Raw genomic sequence first — 15,532 nt, 5'->3', positions numbered from 1 at the left:
ACAGATGGATTACTACTACACCCCAAAATGAGGTTAATTGTACAAATGTGGATAGCAGTTGATGGGAATTGCATAATTAAATACTTAAGTAAGTCGGCAGGAAAAAACCGTAGACGCGTAGCGGCTTCTCGAAGAGTAGTATGTAACAAAAAGTAAATTCACCAAAACCCTCTTCCCCGTTCCCTGTTCCCTGTTCCCTTGTCATAACGACAATTTTTAACGCCCACTTACTTAATTAATACTAGTAACTAGTAAAAAGGAGAAAATCTAGAGTGAAGGATCGGCAACTAACTGTCACGATCTTAATGGCTGATGACGATGATGATGATAGCCTATTAGTTCGTGATGCCTTAATAGAAAGCCAATTACCCATTGAACTATATATTGTCAGGGATGGTGAGGAATTGATGGATTATTTATCTCATCGTGGTTTATATACTGAGGTTAGTAAAGCACCCCGTCCAGCTTTAATTTTCCTAGATTTAAATATGCCGAAAAAACACGGTCTTGAGGTATTAAAAGAAATTAAAACTCACCCCCAATTCCGGCGAATTCCCGTGATAGTTCTGACAGGCTCTAGCGCCGAAGAAGATATATATAATACATACAATTTGGGAGCAAATTCCTTTATTATTAAACCAGGAAATTTCACATCCTTAGTTGAATTGATGAAAACTATAAAAAAATACTGGTTTGAAATTGTAGAACTGCCCCTATAAGCAGTAAGAGGCAATCATGAATGACAGAATCATTAAAGTTTTGTTAATTGATGATGATGAAGATGATTATATTTTAACTCGTGATTGGTTTAAGGGATTTCAGGTAACTGGCTGCGAGTTGGAATGGGTGGAAAGTTATCAATTAGCGAGGGAAGTGATCGCTCGACACCAACATGATATCTATCTGGTAGATTACTGTTTAGGGGCGGATAATGGTTTAGAACTGTTGCGCGAAGCTATTGACAAGGGTTGTAATTGTCCCTTTATTTTACTCACTGGTCAAGGCGATCAAGAAATAGACCTAGAAGCCATGAAAACTGGAGCAGTAGATTATCTAGAAAAAAGTCAATTAACTGCACCTTTATTAGAACGTTCTATTCGCTACGCCATTGAGCGCAAACAAACAGAACAAAAAATCCGCCAACAAGCTGCTTTACTTGATGTCGCTACCGATGCCATTTTTGTAGGTGATTTAGATGATCAAATTTTATTTTGGAACAAAGCCGCTGAACGTCTCTACGGTTGGAGTAAAGAAGACGCTCTGACAAAAAAAATCCGGCATCTGAGTCCAGAAAAAAAATTATTTCAATTGTCCGAAGCATTCAAAATTCTCATCAAAAATGGTTCCTGGGAAGGAGAACTAGAGCAAATTACTAAATGCGGTAAAGAAATCATTGTTGAAAGTCGTTGGACTTTAGTCCCTGCATTCGGCAACAAACCCCAATCTATTTTAGTTGTTAACACTGATATTACTCAAAAAAAGCAACTAGAACAGCAATTTTTACGCGCTCAAAGATTAGAGAGTATAGGCACTTTAGCTAGTGGTATTGCCCACGACTTAAATAATGTCCTTGCACCAATTTTGATGACGGCGCAAATTTTGGAAACTCAAGTCAAAGATGAACGATCTCGAAGACTAATACCTATATTAATTTGCAATGCTAAACGGGGCGCAAATTTAGTTAAACAAGTATTATCTTTTGCTCGAGGACTAGATGGCGATCGCACCCTTTTACAATTAAAACACTTACTCATTGAAATTCAGCAAATTATTAAAGAAACATTTCCTAAAAACCTGGAAGTGAACACCCAAATTTCCCAAAATCTTTGGACTGTATCTGGTGATGCGACTCAATTACATCAAGTGTTAATGAATTTATGTATCAATGCCCGTGATGCTATGCCTAACGGTGGTACTTTAACAATCACTGCTGAAAATCTCTTAGTTGATGACAATTATGCCCAAATGCACATTGATGCCCAAGCCGGACCTTACGCTGTCATTACTGTAACTGATACGGGAATTGGTATTAAATCGACCATAATAGACCGGATATTTGAACCCTTTTTTACTACAAAAGAATTTGGGCAAGGGACTGGTTTAGGTCTTTCAACTGTATTGGGAATTGTTAAAAGTCATGGTGGTTTTATCAATGTTTATAGCGAAGAAAAAAAAGGCAGTCAATTTAAGGTCTATTTACCTGCACAAGATACAAACGAAATTATAGAAGAACCTGAAATATTTTTGCATCAAGGTAATGGAGAAATGATATTAGTTGTAGATGATGAAGCTGCTATTTGTGACATTACAAAAACATCACTTGAAAGCTATAATTATACAGTAATTACAGCCCGTGATGGCATTGAAGCGATCGCCTTATATGTAGAACATCGTGATAAAATAGCCCTAGTTTTAACTGATATAGTCATGCCATCCATGGATGGACTAACCAGCATCCGTACCCTCAAAAAAATTAATCCTCATGTCAAAATTATTGCTGTTAGCGGACTAGCGCCCAGCGATAAAGTCAACGCAGCTTACGATATGGGTGTCAAAGCTTTCCTGTGTAAACCTTATACAACAACCCAATTATTACAAACCATTAGTACCGTTAACAGGTAATGGGTAATGGGTAATGGGTAATGGGTAATGGGTAATAAATATTATTCCCAATCACCAATCACCAATCACACTCAATTACTAATTAACTCCACCGCATCCCGTCCATCGTCATCTTGTAAATAAACTTTAACAATTTCTTCTTTAGCCGTAGGCAGTTTCTTACCCACAAAATCAGGGTGAATAGGTAACTCCCGATGACCCCTATCTACTAACACAGCTAAACGAATCACCTCTGGTCTACCATACTCGTTGACTGCATTTAAAGCAGCACGAATTGTTCTACCCTTAAAAATGACATCATCTACTAGGACAACTGTTTTCCCCGTCAAATCAAAAGGGATATCAGTTTTAGCTGGAGTTCTTAAGCCAATTTGGTCTAAATCATCACGATAGAATGTAATATCTAATGCTCCCACCGATACAGTGATACCTTCGAGACTCTCTATTTGACGCGCCAATAAATTGGCTAACGGTACACCTCTGGTATGAATACCCAGAAGTAACAATTGGGACAAATCTCGCGTCCTTTCAATAATTTGAGAAGCAAGACGAGTCAAAGTACGACGCAGTTCTTCTGATGAGAGAATTTCAACTACTTTAGTAGACATAATTACATAGGGACTGAGGAATGGGGACTGGGGACTGGGGACTGGGAACGGAGAAGAAATAAATTCAAAATTCAAAAACCCCTATTCCCTATTCCCTTTTTTACGAATTACGAATTATGAATTATAAATTAAAATCATTCCTACTCCCAACCACAATAAAAACGAATACCGAGTTAATTGCAAAGCGTTGTAGATCGAAGTTGGGGTGATAGGATAAATAGCCTCTCCTAAGAGTGGTTTATGTTTAGCTACTCCACCATACCAATTTGTTCCTCCCATCTGCACACCTAAAATAGCAGCATAGGCACACTCGCTCCAACCAGAATTAGGACTGGGATCTTGAATAGCATCTCGGCGACAAATACGCCAAACATCTAAAGGTTTAACTGATAATATCGCCAAAGTCATCACTGTTAACCGACAAGGAACCCAGGTTAAACAGTCTTCTAATTTAGCACTGAACCAGCCAATATAAGTATAGGGTGCTTCTCTATAACCAACCATTGAATCTAGGGTACTACTAGCTTTATATGCTAAAGCTAAAGGAACAGGTCCGATAAACGGGATTAATGCACCCACAATTGCATAAAACAGGGGAGCCATTACCCCATCCGTAGCATTTTCTGTCACCGTTTCCAGAACTGCTCGCAAAACTTCGGCTTCTGAAAGATTTTCTGTATCCCTACCCACATAATTACTTAAAATCTGCCGCGCTTCCTCTAATTTTTCTGTTGTTAAAGGTTGGATAACATCTACAGCAGCGGTTCGCAAACTGTGAAGAGCAAAACAACTGGCTAGAAAAATGCTCTCTACAGCAATTCCTAACAATGGATGTAACCATCTGCTCATTTGAATTATTAACCAGCCAGACAAACCACTCCCTATGATGAGGATAAGAGCTAGTACAATTCCAGCTACACGTTGTATTCGAGAACTTTGGCAATGTTGGAGAAAAAATTTACTTAAACCAGAAATGAACCACCCCATCACTCGCACTGGATGAGGCCAACCCCAAGGATCACCAATTAAGTAATCTAACAAAGCAGCAATAATTAATATATAGATGTTATTAGTCATTGGGAACAGGGAACAGGGAATAGGGAACCAGAGATAACTGACCAATGACTAAACCACAAAACTTGCTTCTTCCCCTAGAGATGCTTGCCAACTTCGAGCATCATAATAAAGGTCTGCCAGAGTAATACTGTACAAAGCTTCTTTTAACTTTTGGTTAAGTCTTTGCCATAAGGTAAATGTTACCCAATCTTCCGCTTGTGTAGGCGGTGGACTGTTCAGAGGTAAGTGAGTCATATTTTCCCCAACTGCCTCTAGAATTTGTCCTATAGAAATTTGTACAGGCTCTTTTGCTAATTGATAGCCACCGATGCTGCCACGAATTGAATTCACTAACCCAGCACGACGCATTTCTATGAGCAGCTTTTCCAAATAGGGAGCCGGAATATCTTGACGCTTGGCGATCGCTCTTACCGATACAGGCCCATATTTTGGCTGTAAACTTAAATCCAGCAATGCCTTAACACTATAGTGTCCTCTAGTCGTTAGTTTCATCTGTCAGTTATCAGGGAATAGGGAATAAGGAATAGGGAACAGGTGACAGGGAACAGGGAACAGAGACCAGGGGGAGAATATTTTTGCTAATGACTAATGACTAATGACTAATGACTTCAGGATCATCTTCCAAGAGCAAACCCTTTTTTGCGGGACTTAAAAAAACTTAAACAAATACAGTCTACCAGTAATTCACAAACTATATATATAGATATCAGCATTATCAGAATTTTATTTTAGAAAATATCTTGACAAGTTTGGTAATTGTGCAACAATTTTTCCTGTGAGTGTAATATACTTGGCTATGCTGAGATAAAAATAAAGGATTCCTTTCCTATTAGCTCAGTATCAGTTAAAATAAAATCGATTCAACCACTTCAAACATTCAATTTCGACCTAAGTTGATGCCTAAACAGAAAAAAATTGACCCCCTTGTCGGTGAAGAACTGCTCAAAAAAGTTAAGGAGCTAGAGAGCGAGAGCAAGGAAGATAAAGCTAAACAGTGTGGCTACTATACTGTTACCAAAAATGGTATAGAGCGCGTCAATATGATGAAATTCTTAAATGCCCTAATTGATGCCGAGGGCATTCAGTTGGACAGTACACCTAGTGCCAATGGTCGTGGTGGTCGCAGTGCCAGCTATAGAATTAGCGTACAGTCGAACAACAACTTACTCATAGGTTCAGCTTATACAAAACAGATGAATCTTAAACCTGGAGATGAATTTATCATCACTTTAGGGAAAAAGCACATTCGATTGCGGCAAGTAGATCCAGAAGATAGGGAAGATGAAGCTGAAGTAGAAGCTACAGCTTAATCAAAAATCAGTTGATAAGAATTCAGGAGTCAGGAGTCAGGAGTCAGGAATTAGGAATTAGGAATTAGGAATTAGGAGTCAGGAGAAACAACAGATTTTTCTCCCTATACCTCCCCTGCTTCCCCTGCCTCCCCTGCACCCTATTCACTATAACTAATGACCAATGACTATATCTGTTGTAGGTAGGATTGGTAAATAGTGCTGTAATGCCTTGCGCGTAGCTGCCAAATTGCAAGTTAAAGCAATTTGCTCTTTTTCTAGTAAACCTAAAATGCAGTCGGGGTTGTTTCTTGCTACCACTGGTAGCTGATGCAAACCTCGCAGTGCCATGCGGTCTAAAGCTTCCGATAAAGGTTCATCCTGCCAAGCGTAGAGAATGTCAGTTGTACAAATATCTATGAGTGTTTGGCTAGAAAAATTAGCCTGTATTTCACTAGGAGAATTGTGGTAATTTTCCCAAAGAGAAAGAGTGCGGTTAATATCGTCTAGAGAAAGAATACCTACTAATTGTTCATCGGCATCAATCACTAAAGCACTGTGTGAGCGATCGCGGATCATTTCCATAGCTGCCTCCAAAACCCCAAGAGTCGCCGGCATTTTTTTGGGATAGGAGTGCATAGCATCTGCCACAGAAATTTGCTGCACAATTTCCACCTGCTTATCTTTCAATTCCGAAAGACCAATCTGTTGAAGATTGGAATTAGAATTAATAGTTGGCTTGATTCGCTCTACCAACCATACACTTAAACCCACCGCTGCCATCAAAGGTAAAACAATCCGGTAATCACGGGTTAATTCAAACAACATTAAAATAGCTGTTAACGGCGCTCTCACACTACCCGCTAAAACAGCAGCCATACCCACCATTGCATAAGCTGGAGGAGCAGCCATATACTCACCAATTGTTGGCGCTATCAAAGCCAAAATTTTGGCATAAGCAGACCCAAAAGATGCACCTAAAAACATTGCTGGGGCAAACAAACCACCCACAAAACCACTAGCAGAACTAACTGCCGTCATCAGCACCTTCAACACCATGAGTACGAGTAACAAGTTCAAGGAAAACTCCTGATCTTGCAGCATCGCTTGTACAGTTCCATAACCAATGCCCAAAATTTGTGGGTACTGCAAAGCCACTAAACCAACTACTGCACCACCAATAATTGGTTGAATAGGTTTAGGAATCTTGCCCAAAAATTCAAATCCTTTAAACCGTCCCGCAAAGAATGCTTTAATCAAACGAATAGATTGTGTATAAGTCAGAGCAACTAAACTTGCGCCCAAACCCAAGCCTAGATAAAGCGGTAATTCTAACAGACTGCGGACTTGGTAAGCAGGTAAGGCAAAAGCAGGTTGGCTCCCTAAACCAATTTGAGCAATTAAAGCTGCTACCACCGCTGCAAGCAAAACCACACTCACAGCCGAAGTAGCAAAAGATGTAGCTCCCATCACTACCTCTAGAGCAAAAAATACCCCGGCAATGGGAGCATTAAACCCAGCTGCTAAACCAGCCGCAGCACCTGCACCCAAAAGCAGCCGCTGTCTCTCTTGAGAAACTTGCAGCACATCCGACAACAACACCCCAAAATTAGTGCCAATTTCTACACTTGGACCTTCTGGACCCAAAGATGCTCCACTACCTAAAGAAACAGCAGCAGCTATCATCTTGCTAACAGGTCGTAGTTGCTGCTTAACTTCTCTACCCTGAGAGACAGCAATTAAAGATGAAAGTCCAGGCCCAAAATCTTGAGTGCGCCAACGCATTAAGCCTACAATTAGTCCGCCCAAAGTAGGAACACAAGCTAAAGTCCAAGCACCCCAGACTCCTATCTGTCCCATGAAATTTTCCAGCATCAAATCATGAATCAGCTGGATTAAATAATGAAAGGTGACTACACCCATCCCCGTACCACCACCAATGAGCATTGCTAAAAACAGCACTACTGTTTCTGGTGATGGTTGAAAGCGATTGATCAGATGAGTTAAACGAGCAGAAGATGTGGGAAAGGCAGCTAGTTGATTTACCTTCCGCAGTTGAGTAGGAGGCAAGAGAGTCATGGAGATACGGGGTAAATGTAAGAAAAAATTTAATTTTTTATTTGTTAATTCTCATTGTGAGGCATGATTTAACAACCAGACAAGTATGCTTGCTCTGCTTGATTTACAAAGCTTTGATAAAACCAGACAAGCAGTTAAAATTTTTGTGAGGAGAATGGTTAAATGGGAGAGAATTAATAGTTAGTGGTTCTGAATGAGTGCTGAGGTAACTGTCGGCTGAGTGAACATAGTTTCCAACAACAGTAACTAAGAGTCATTCTCACCCAAATCTGGCTATACTCGTGTTACGGCTATGTAGATCTGAGTGGTTGCAAGATAATTATATGTGTGGTGCATTACTAATGTTCAGAGAATATTGCCAAGGCTACTAAGTAACACAAGTTGCTATTTGTAACCGTGAGTGGTTGTTTTGGGGAGTTGGGGAGTTGGGGAGTTGGGAAGTTGGGGAGAAAAATTAATTTTTACTCCTGAACTGCGCTGCGTGGTGTAAGCCATACTCCTGTAATTCTTATAAATCTTATACTCATGTAACTCATGTAACTCCTCACTAGTGATTATAGCTATTGTTATAGAGAGAGTAAATGGACTAGGCGGACGAGCTAGATGAATATACACACCTTTGATAATAATTATGTTACTTGCCCAATTTGCCAAAGAAATAACAGGACAAAGCCTGTTAAGACTTACATTGGCTTATTTACTTGTCCTTATTGTCAGGAAAAACTTGTAGTTTGTAAAAGTGGTCACTACGTCCGTGATCCGTTTACTTGGAAAAAAATTGTCATTACTTCGGCTTTGCGTCGTCAAAGCCGACCTCTAGCGAGGATGATTAGAGATTTACTTCTTCTTAAGCATCCTTTATTAGCTTTGGCTATGGGATGTGCAGTTTTATTGACTACAATTGCCATAACCCAGGAAAGCACAAGCTACAACCAGCACCAGCTTCCAGGAAATGAGAAGTTAAATGAAACCGGAGAAGAATATTTACCTTAACTAAGAATTCAGGAGTCAGGAGTCAGGAGTCAGGAGTCAGAAGAATTGTAAAATCAGGAATTAACATATTCGAGATTTTATCCAAAATATCAAGCATGATGCTCAAAGTTTTATGTATTCTGCATTCTGTATTCTGTATCATGAATCCTGACTCCTTAATACCATCAATTGGTATCTTTTGTAATTAATTGCCAACCTGCGGCTTGATCAACTACTTTGATAGATTTGAGTTTGAGACTGTCTAACGCAGAAGCATTCACCAGGAAATAGGATTTTCCATTATACTGCCAATAATATTGCAGGTCGCCAAAAGAAGCAGGAATAATGGTGCGATCGCTATAAAAATCCAAGGATGAACGAGAATAGGGAAAAGATGTGTAGATTTGTCGAACTGCGGGATTGGCACGTGCTATCATTGCGGCCACAGGTTTGACTGGATAAGCTTCTCCTGGTTCCCACACCCAGTAGTTAGATTTCACCAACAATAGCAGGGAAATATAACTTCCCCAAACTAAAATCTTCAGAAATTGCCTATCACCTCGTTCTGCCAAAATCGCTGCCAAAGTCATAGTCAAAGCAGCTGCGGCCCAAATCATCTGTAAGTCTGTTGTCCCTGCGCTCACCCAACTAAAATAAATAGTACCCGCAGAAGCTACCAGAGCCAAGATCGCAAAACTAGTTACCCAAGCACGGGGATAGGATGGGAATAAACGCAAATTCTCGGCTTGTGTTAAATGGAAACCAAAGGCCAAAGCAAAGCTGGGATAAATTGGGAATATATACCAAGGCAGTTTCACACTAACTAGAGAAATGAGCAGTAAACAAACACCAGTCCAAACTATGATCAGCTTCGCCCAGCTAAGATTCCGATTTTCCCAGGTGTAGCGCACAGTTTCGGGAAAAAATACCAGCCAAGGCCATGTCCATGTGAGAATTTCTATGAGATAATACCAAGGTGGTTGAGGCTGACCATTGGCAACAGCAGCAATTTGATTCAAGGATTGATCGCCTAAATCAATTTGGGAAAAAGGATAACCATATCGCAGTAGTTGGGCAGCATACCAACCCAACACAGGTAGAATGCCGATGAAGATTCCTATCCACAGATAGTAATTGGTGAGTAGTCTTGGTGTATCCCAAAAGAGAAAGACTACAGCAATAGCACCTAATAATATACCTACCATGCCTTTAGTTAGGCAAATCAGCCCAAAACTGATACCAATACCAAGGCAATAACGTAAGTCTCTGCGCGATCGCAACACACACAACATCATTACCATCAACAAGCTTACCACTACGCCATCTAGCATTGCTAATCTGCCATGACGCACTACTGGTAGCATTGTCAGATAAATCAAGGCACTATAAACAGCAGCCCAACGGAGGCGAAATATCTCTCTGCCAATGCAATACAGTAATGGCACAGAAAGGGCTGTAAGCATAGCACTAGGTAAGCGAGTTGTCCATTCGTTCACACCACCCAGGGAGTAAGCCCAAGCAATTAGCCAGTGCATGAGGGGTGGCTTGTTATAGTATGGTTCACCTCCCAAAGTAGGGTAAAGCCAGCGCATAGAACCTGCTGAGTCCCGCCAAATTTCTCTGGCGACCTGTGCCACAGTGCCTTCATCCCAATCTCTTAGCGGCAGTTCCCCAAGATTGATGCTAAATAGCAATATTGCCGCCAACAGCAATACTATCAGCCATATTCCATCAATCCATTTGTCAACTGCGCGATGCTGTTTTTCTAGATGAGTCCAAATATAGCTTCCTTCTTGCATATTCTATGCTAATCATTTTACTCGCTGGTTTGATTCCATAGAGACCAGAGTGAATCTCCAATATTGCCATACCGTCACAAACTGTTTTCACAAGCAATGGCTAGATCCAAAATTAGCTCAGTTTTCTCTAGACAATGATAATTTTTTAGAGAAAATTTTTCTTGGTTATTTTTAAAACAATTTAACAAGCTTTTTTCAATTTAAATGATATAAAGAATACAAAGCTAAATTGGTCAATTACCCTGAAGGAGTCTGTCAATGCGCCTACCTGTGATTTTAGATATCGCTCTGGGTTTAATTTTTATTTACCTAATTTTAAGTTTGTTAGCATCAGAAATTCAAGAACTGATTGCTACAGTGATGCAATGGCGTGCTATACACTTAAAGCAATCAATTGAAATTTTCTTGTCTGGTAATTTGGACGAAAAAGAAAAACCCGAAGTAATTAAACTAGTCAATAATATTTATGCAAATCCTTTGATTAAAAGTATCAACCAAGAAGCCAAAGGATTTTTCTCAACTTTACCAAGAAAATTGACTTGGATGACGGCGGACATAACTCGTCCACTCAGAAAAGCAATGGCTAAATCTCCACAGGATGAGAAGACTTTTCCTGATGAACATAGTGCGCCCTCTTATATTTCTGCTGATATTTTTGCTACAAGTCTTATTGAAGAATTAAAATTACCAAAAATCATCCATAGCTTAACGGAAGTAAGGTTAGAAAAATTCAAAAACCAACGTTTGCAAGAGGTGGAAAGAATTTTAACTAGGTCTCTAAGACAAATAAAAAGTACCGACTTATCAAATCAGATTTCTAAGGATATCAAAGAAGACTTTAAAAATCTTAATTTTGAATATACCCAAATTGTTGCTGATTTTAAAGATAACAAACTTGATATAGAGACTAGTATTACTCGGATGAAGGATAGCTTGGATAAATATATAGATAACTTTCAAGCGAATATAGAAGATGAAAATAAAATTTTTCTAGAAACTTGGCAGCGATTGCGAGCTTTTCATAAACATACTTTTCCTGGTGTTGAAGAAGCAATAATTATCGGCGGGTTAAAGCCTAATCTTAATGAAATTGTGCAATTAATGAATACAAGTAATGCTGTGTATGATGGAATCGAAACAGCTATACAAGATAAAGATAGTGAAACGTATAAAACCATTATAGAATTGATTGATAGCCTACCACCTGTGATGAAAAAGAATATCGCAACCTTAGCCAAGCGGGCGCAATACAGAGCTAAAAGCACAGAGGAAGGTATTAAAATATTACAGAGAGAAATTGAAGACAGTTTTGATAGTTCTATGCAGCGAGCAGGTGGTGTTTACAAACGAAATGCTAAAGGAGTAGCAATTTTGATTGGTATTGCTTTAGCTTTTGCCGCTAATGCTGATACATTTCATATTATTAATCGCTTATCGACAGATACGGTGCTGCGAGAAGCCGTTGTTTATAAAGCTGTACAAACAATAGAGAAGCAATCCAACTCTCCCAATCTCAGCAATATAGATACTAAGCAGATTTTAGAGGAAATTAATCTCCCAATTGGTTGGACAGATGATAACAAACAAGAGCAACTGGGACAGAATCCAATCAATATCAATGGTGTGCCTATTGTTAGTTTAAGCATGATTGCTGGTTGGATAATAAGCGGTTTTGCTATTGCAATGGGAGCGCCTTTTTGGTTCGATTTACTTAGTAAAGTGATGAACGTTCGCAATGCTGGTGGTAAATCACCAACATCAGCTAGAAGTCGAGATGAAGATTAATTAGGGATTGGGGATTGGGGATTGGAAAGAGGAAAGAGGGATAATAAAAACCGACAACTGACTGACCAATTAAAAAATGAAAATTACTTGCAAATCCCACTTTTCACCCTGGCGAACAATATCTATTTTACGAATAAATTCTCTCAAATAAAATCGTCGTTCTACTTCTGATAAGTCTAACCAAAATTGGGGAATAGAAACAGCTTCAGCGACAGAACGCAAATTTACAGGGGGGAGAATAGCTAACTTAGCTTGAAGTTGAGATATTTCTGTGCGGAGTTTGTAAGACCTTAATTTTGCTGTTTCTGTATCCAATACTCCGGTTTCTATAAAGGTGGGTAATTGGTGGAGAATTTCTTGTTGACGGGCGACAGCTTCATTTAGACTATTTTTAATAGCATCCAGTTGGGGAAAATTCATTGCTGCTACTGCTAGAGGTAAGTCTCGACAAACAATTTCAATTGTCTTTTCTAAAACTTCTGGGTAAGAAATAGCACGACATTTAGGAATTTGGGGACAGTTTGTATTCCGTAAATATAAATACTTCTTTTCTTGATAACGCTGAGTAACACGAGTGACTATCATTTGCGCCTGACACTGGCTACAAGCAACTAAACCAGCTAAAGAATGGGGCGCACTGGCGGTACGAGATGGTAAACGGCTATTCCTGCGTAAAAGTCGGTCAACTTGCGCTGCTTCTTCCCTAGAAATAATACTCAGATGAGTATCAGAAATAATTTCCCCATTTTGATAAGCGGTATCACCACGATAAACAGGATTTGTTAACCAACGTCTTCCTGTGGTGACAGAGATTTTTTTAGCGTATTTTTTGGCTATATAACGAACTGAACCACGTAAAGAACCATAAAGTAAAAAGTTGTCAAAAAAATCTTTGACTATCGGCGATGTACTGCGATCAATAGTATATTTTCCTTTGCCTCTGCGGTAGCCATAGGGGACTTTACCTGGTGGTGGTGAGGCATCGAGACGATTTCGGGCGTGTCCTTGACGGATACTGCGACTGCGCTGTTGACGTTGAATTTGCTGGAGTAAGTTTAGGAGTTCAAGGCGGAATTCTGAGGCTTTTGAGGTGTAAGCTTGTTCTGTAGCAATTACCATTACCCCCATTGCTTCTAGTTGGTTGAGGCGATCGCTCACTTGTTCTAATGTATCCCCCAATTCTTCTAAACGGCGAAGCAGTAGATAATTAGCAGGTTCTGTGTCACAGTCATTTAGTAATTGTTGTAGTTGAGATCGCTCTCCCAAATCCTGATATATTCGATCTATCTCCCAACCCCAACTAGCTTGATCCGGAGACGTTTCTAAAAGTGGTTCAGTGAAACTGTAAGCAATAATTTTCATTAGTTTTCATTTTAGGAAAATATACTCATTCATAGGTTATAATAAATCTTCATCATAGGATTCAATCTATAGATGAAGATGTTATTCTATAGTTAGCATCAAAATTATCTATTCATGCCTTTTTCATGTGCTTAACTTAACTCACAGTTATGGTGTTCATCGTCTAAATATAATCATAATCATCAGCCCCATAATATATATTAGAAAGTTTACTCAAAATTAAGTCCTCATTATAAATTTTTACTTATATATCCAATTTAGTATTTATTTAATAATTGCCTTTCCATGTTGATCAATTTGTATAAAAAACCTGTACACTAAATTTCACTAGGTCAGAGATGCTTCCCCATTTCTCCTAGCGACCCAAAGCAATTAAACTTTGTTTCCATAGCCGAGTTAGCCATTTTCTATCAGAAAATGTTGGCTTCGCATGACTAAATATATTTTAGTACAGAGGCAATAAATGCAAGATTTTTTTGTTATTGCTGTAATTTTCATGCGTAAAAAATAAATTTGTAATCCAGGAGATGTCTTATGTCAGATTTTTTAAATCAATTTTCTCGGCGGAAATTTATCGTTACAGCAGGCGCATCAGCCGGTGCTGTTTTCCTGAAAGGCTGTCTAGGCAATCCTCCAGAAGCTGGTAACAGTGGCGGTACATCTACTCCATCTGCTGTTCAACCAGTAGCTAATAATAACCCAGAACAGAAACCAGAAACGATAAAAGCAAAACTTGGATATATCCCCATTGTTGAAGCCGCACCATTAATTATTGCCCTAGAAAAAGGCTTTTTCGCCAAACATGGGATGACCGAGGTAGAACTTTCTAAACAAGCTTCTTGGGGTTCAGCACGGGATAACGTAGAAATTGGTTCTGCTGGTGGTGGTATTGATGGTGGTCAATGGCAAATGCCCATGCCCCACTTAATTACTGAAGGAAAAATTACCAAAGGGAATAAACAAATTCCCATGTATGTATTGGCGCAGTTAGTTACCCATGGTAATGCAATAGCGATCGCTAACAAACATCTAGGGAAAGGTATTAGCTTAAAACTTGATGGTGCTAAACCTTTATTAGCACAGCTTAAATCCTCCACGCCCTTCACTGCCGCTTTTACCTTCCCCCACGTTAACCAAGACTTGTGGATTCGCTACTGGTTAGCCGCAAGTGGAATTGACCCGGAGACAGATGTCAAATTGTTGACAGTACCTGCGGCACAAACAGTCGCCAACATGAAAACCGGCACAATGGACGCTTTCAGTACCGGCGACCCCTGGCCATTTCGCCTTGTTAACGACAAAATTGGCTTCATGGCCGCATTAACAGCCGAAATTTGGAAAAATCACCCAGAAGAATATTTTGCCATGAGAGGAGATTGGGTTGATCAACATCCCAAAGCCACAAAAGCCCTACTCAAAGGCATCATGGAAGCCCAGCAATGGCTAGATAACTTTGACAACCGTAAAGAAGCGGCTGAAATTCTCGCGGCTAAAAAATATTTTGGCTTATCTTCACCAGAAATTCTTGCCAACCCATATCAAGGTAAATATGACATGGGTGATGGTCGTAAAATTGATGATAAATCAATGGCTGCTTATTATTGGAAAGATGAAAAAGGCAGTGTTTCTTATCCTTACCAAAGTCATGATTTATGGTTTATAACTGAAAACGTGCGTTGGGGATTCTTGCCACAAGATTACATTGCTAATGGTGCAACCAAAGCTAAAGAATTAATTAAAAAAGTTAACCGTGAAGATATTTGGAAAGAAGCCGCTAAAGAATTAGGAGTCCCTGCTGCTGATATTCCCACAAGTACCTCTCGTGGAGTAGAAGAATTCTTTGATGGCGTTAAATTTGACCCAGAAAAGCCAGAAGAATATCTTAAGAGTTTGAAAATCAAAAAAGTTGCTGTTTAGTCATTAGTCATTAGTAAATTTG

At 39.4% G+C, this 15,532-nt stretch carries 12 protein-coding genes; 6 read left to right on the top strand and 6 right to left on the bottom strand.

The annotated features are described in order from the left end of the window. Positions 1–272 precede the first annotated feature (272 nt). Positions 273–719 carry a response regulator gene (locus H6G06_RS11095; protein ID WP_190560018.1) on the top strand — a complete coding sequence of 149 codons (447 nt, stop codon included), beginning with the start codon at positions 273–275 and terminating at the stop codon, positions 717–719. A 16-nt stretch (positions 720–735) separates the two neighbouring features. Next, complete coding sequence (locus H6G06_RS11090; RefSeq protein ID WP_190560016.1) at positions 736–2,622, top strand: hybrid sensor histidine kinase/response regulator; 1,887 nt, start codon at positions 736–738, stop codon at positions 2,620–2,622. A 71-nt stretch (positions 2,623–2,693) separates the two neighbouring features. On the opposite strand, the gene pyrR is transcribed toward H6G06_RS11090, so the two are convergent. From pyrR to H6G06_RS11075, 3 genes are all read right to left on the bottom strand, one after another. Beyond that, entirely contained in the window at positions 2,694–3,230 is a 537-nt protein-coding gene (gene pyrR, locus H6G06_RS11085) for a bifunctional pyr operon transcriptional regulator/uracil phosphoribosyltransferase PyrR (protein WP_190560014.1), read from the bottom strand. A 114-nt stretch (positions 3,231–3,344) separates the two neighbouring features. Beyond that, positions 3,345–4,307, bottom strand: coding sequence for an adenosylcobinamide-phosphate synthase CbiB (cbiB, locus tag H6G06_RS11080; RefSeq protein WP_190560012.1), 963 nt, complete (start codon positions 4,305–4,307; stop codon positions 3,345–3,347). Between the two features lie 48 nt (positions 4,308–4,355). Continuing rightward, positions 4,356–4,799 carry an Rrf2 family transcriptional regulator gene (locus tag H6G06_RS11075; RefSeq protein WP_190560010.1) on the bottom strand — a complete coding sequence of 148 codons (444 nt, stop codon included), beginning with the start codon at positions 4,797–4,799 and terminating at the stop codon, positions 4,356–4,358. 404 nt (positions 4,800–5,203) lie between these two features. Between H6G06_RS11075 and H6G06_RS11070 the strand changes: the two genes are divergently transcribed. Then, positions 5,204–5,617: an AbrB family transcriptional regulator gene (locus tag H6G06_RS11070; RefSeq protein WP_190560008.1), complete on the top strand. Its 414-nt coding sequence runs from the start codon at positions 5,204–5,206 to the stop codon at positions 5,615–5,617. A gap of 153 nt (positions 5,618–5,770) precedes the next feature. On the opposite strand, the gene H6G06_RS11065 is transcribed toward H6G06_RS11070, so the two are convergent. Then, positions 5,771–7,675 carry a chloride channel protein gene (locus tag H6G06_RS11065; RefSeq protein ID WP_190560006.1) on the bottom strand — a complete coding sequence of 635 codons (1,905 nt, stop codon included), beginning with the start codon at positions 7,673–7,675 and terminating at the stop codon, positions 5,771–5,773. Positions 7,676–8,278: 603 nt separating this feature from the next. Here H6G06_RS11065 and H6G06_RS11060 point away from each other — a divergent pair. Next, positions 8,279–8,668 (top strand): hypothetical protein, encoded by a 390-nt coding sequence (locus H6G06_RS11060; protein ID WP_190560004.1) that lies wholly within the window; start codon positions 8,279–8,281, stop codon positions 8,666–8,668. 164 nt (positions 8,669–8,832) lie between these two features. Here the strand turns inward: H6G06_RS11060 and H6G06_RS11055 are convergent, their stop codons facing one another. After that, positions 8,833–10,446 carry an ArnT family glycosyltransferase gene (locus H6G06_RS11055; RefSeq protein WP_190560002.1) on the bottom strand — a complete coding sequence of 538 codons (1,614 nt, stop codon included), beginning with the start codon at positions 10,444–10,446 and terminating at the stop codon, positions 8,833–8,835. 258 nt (positions 10,447–10,704) lie between these two features. On the opposite strand from H6G06_RS11055, the gene H6G06_RS11050 reads away from it, so the two are divergent. Then, positions 10,705–12,231: a thioredoxin domain-containing protein gene (locus H6G06_RS11050; RefSeq protein WP_190560000.1), complete on the top strand. Its 1,527-nt coding sequence runs from the start codon at positions 10,705–10,707 to the stop codon at positions 12,229–12,231. A gap of 69 nt (positions 12,232–12,300) precedes the next feature. Here H6G06_RS11050 and H6G06_RS11045 read toward each other — a convergent pair whose 3' ends face one another. Further along, positions 12,301–13,593: a recombinase family protein gene (locus H6G06_RS11045; protein WP_190559998.1), complete on the bottom strand. Its 1,293-nt coding sequence runs from the start codon at positions 13,591–13,593 to the stop codon at positions 12,301–12,303. Between the two features lie 534 nt (positions 13,594–14,127). Here H6G06_RS11045 and H6G06_RS11040 point away from each other — a divergent pair. Next, on the top strand, positions 14,128–15,510 hold the full coding sequence (locus tag H6G06_RS11040) for a CmpA/NrtA family ABC transporter substrate-binding protein (protein ID WP_190559996.1): 1,383 nt from the start codon (positions 14,128–14,130) through the stop codon (positions 15,508–15,510). The last annotated feature ends 22 nt before the right edge of the window (positions 15,511–15,532 follow it).

It is taken from the genome of Anabaena sphaerica FACHB-251 (genome assembly GCF_014696825.1).
Taxonomy (GTDB): Bacteria; Cyanobacteriota; Cyanobacteriia; order Cyanobacteriales; family Nostocaceae; genus RDYJ01.
This window is presented reverse-complemented; position numbering and strand designations above follow the sequence as displayed.

Bases quoted from the DNA above. Each gene is read 5' to 3' on its own strand.
- H6G06_RS11050 (WP_190560000.1), top strand. From the start codon at position 10,705: ATGCGCCTACCTGTGATTTTAGATATCGCTCTGGGTTTAATTTTTATT.
- pyrR (WP_190560014.1), bottom strand. From the start codon at position 3,230: ATGTCTACTAAAGTAGTTGAAATTCTCTCATCAGAAGAACTGCGTCGT.
- H6G06_RS11040 (WP_190559996.1), top strand. From the start codon at position 14,128: ATGTCAGATTTTTTAAATCAATTTTCTCGGCGGAAATTTATCGTTACA.
- H6G06_RS11090 (WP_190560016.1), top strand. From the start codon at position 736: ATGAATGACAGAATCATTAAAGTTTTGTTAATTGATGATGATGAAGAT.
- H6G06_RS11055 (WP_190560002.1), bottom strand. From the start codon at position 10,446: ATGCAAGAAGGAAGCTATATTTGGACTCATCTAGAAAAACAGCATCGC.
- H6G06_RS11045 (WP_190559998.1), bottom strand. From the start codon at position 13,593: ATGAAAATTATTGCTTACAGTTTCACTGAACCACTTTTAGAAACGTCT.
- H6G06_RS11075 (WP_190560010.1), bottom strand. From the start codon at position 4,799: ATGAAACTAACGACTAGAGGACACTATAGTGTTAAGGCATTGCTGGAT.
- H6G06_RS11060 (WP_190560004.1), top strand. From the start codon at position 8,279: ATGAATATACACACCTTTGATAATAATTATGTTACTTGCCCAATTTGC.
- H6G06_RS11065 (WP_190560006.1), bottom strand. From the start codon at position 7,675: ATGACTCTCTTGCCTCCTACTCAACTGCGGAAGGTAAATCAACTAGCT.
- cbiB (WP_190560012.1), bottom strand. From the start codon at position 4,307: ATGACTAATAACATCTATATATTAATTATTGCTGCTTTGTTAGATTAC.
- H6G06_RS11070 (WP_190560008.1), top strand. From the start codon at position 5,204: ATGCCTAAACAGAAAAAAATTGACCCCCTTGTCGGTGAAGAACTGCTC.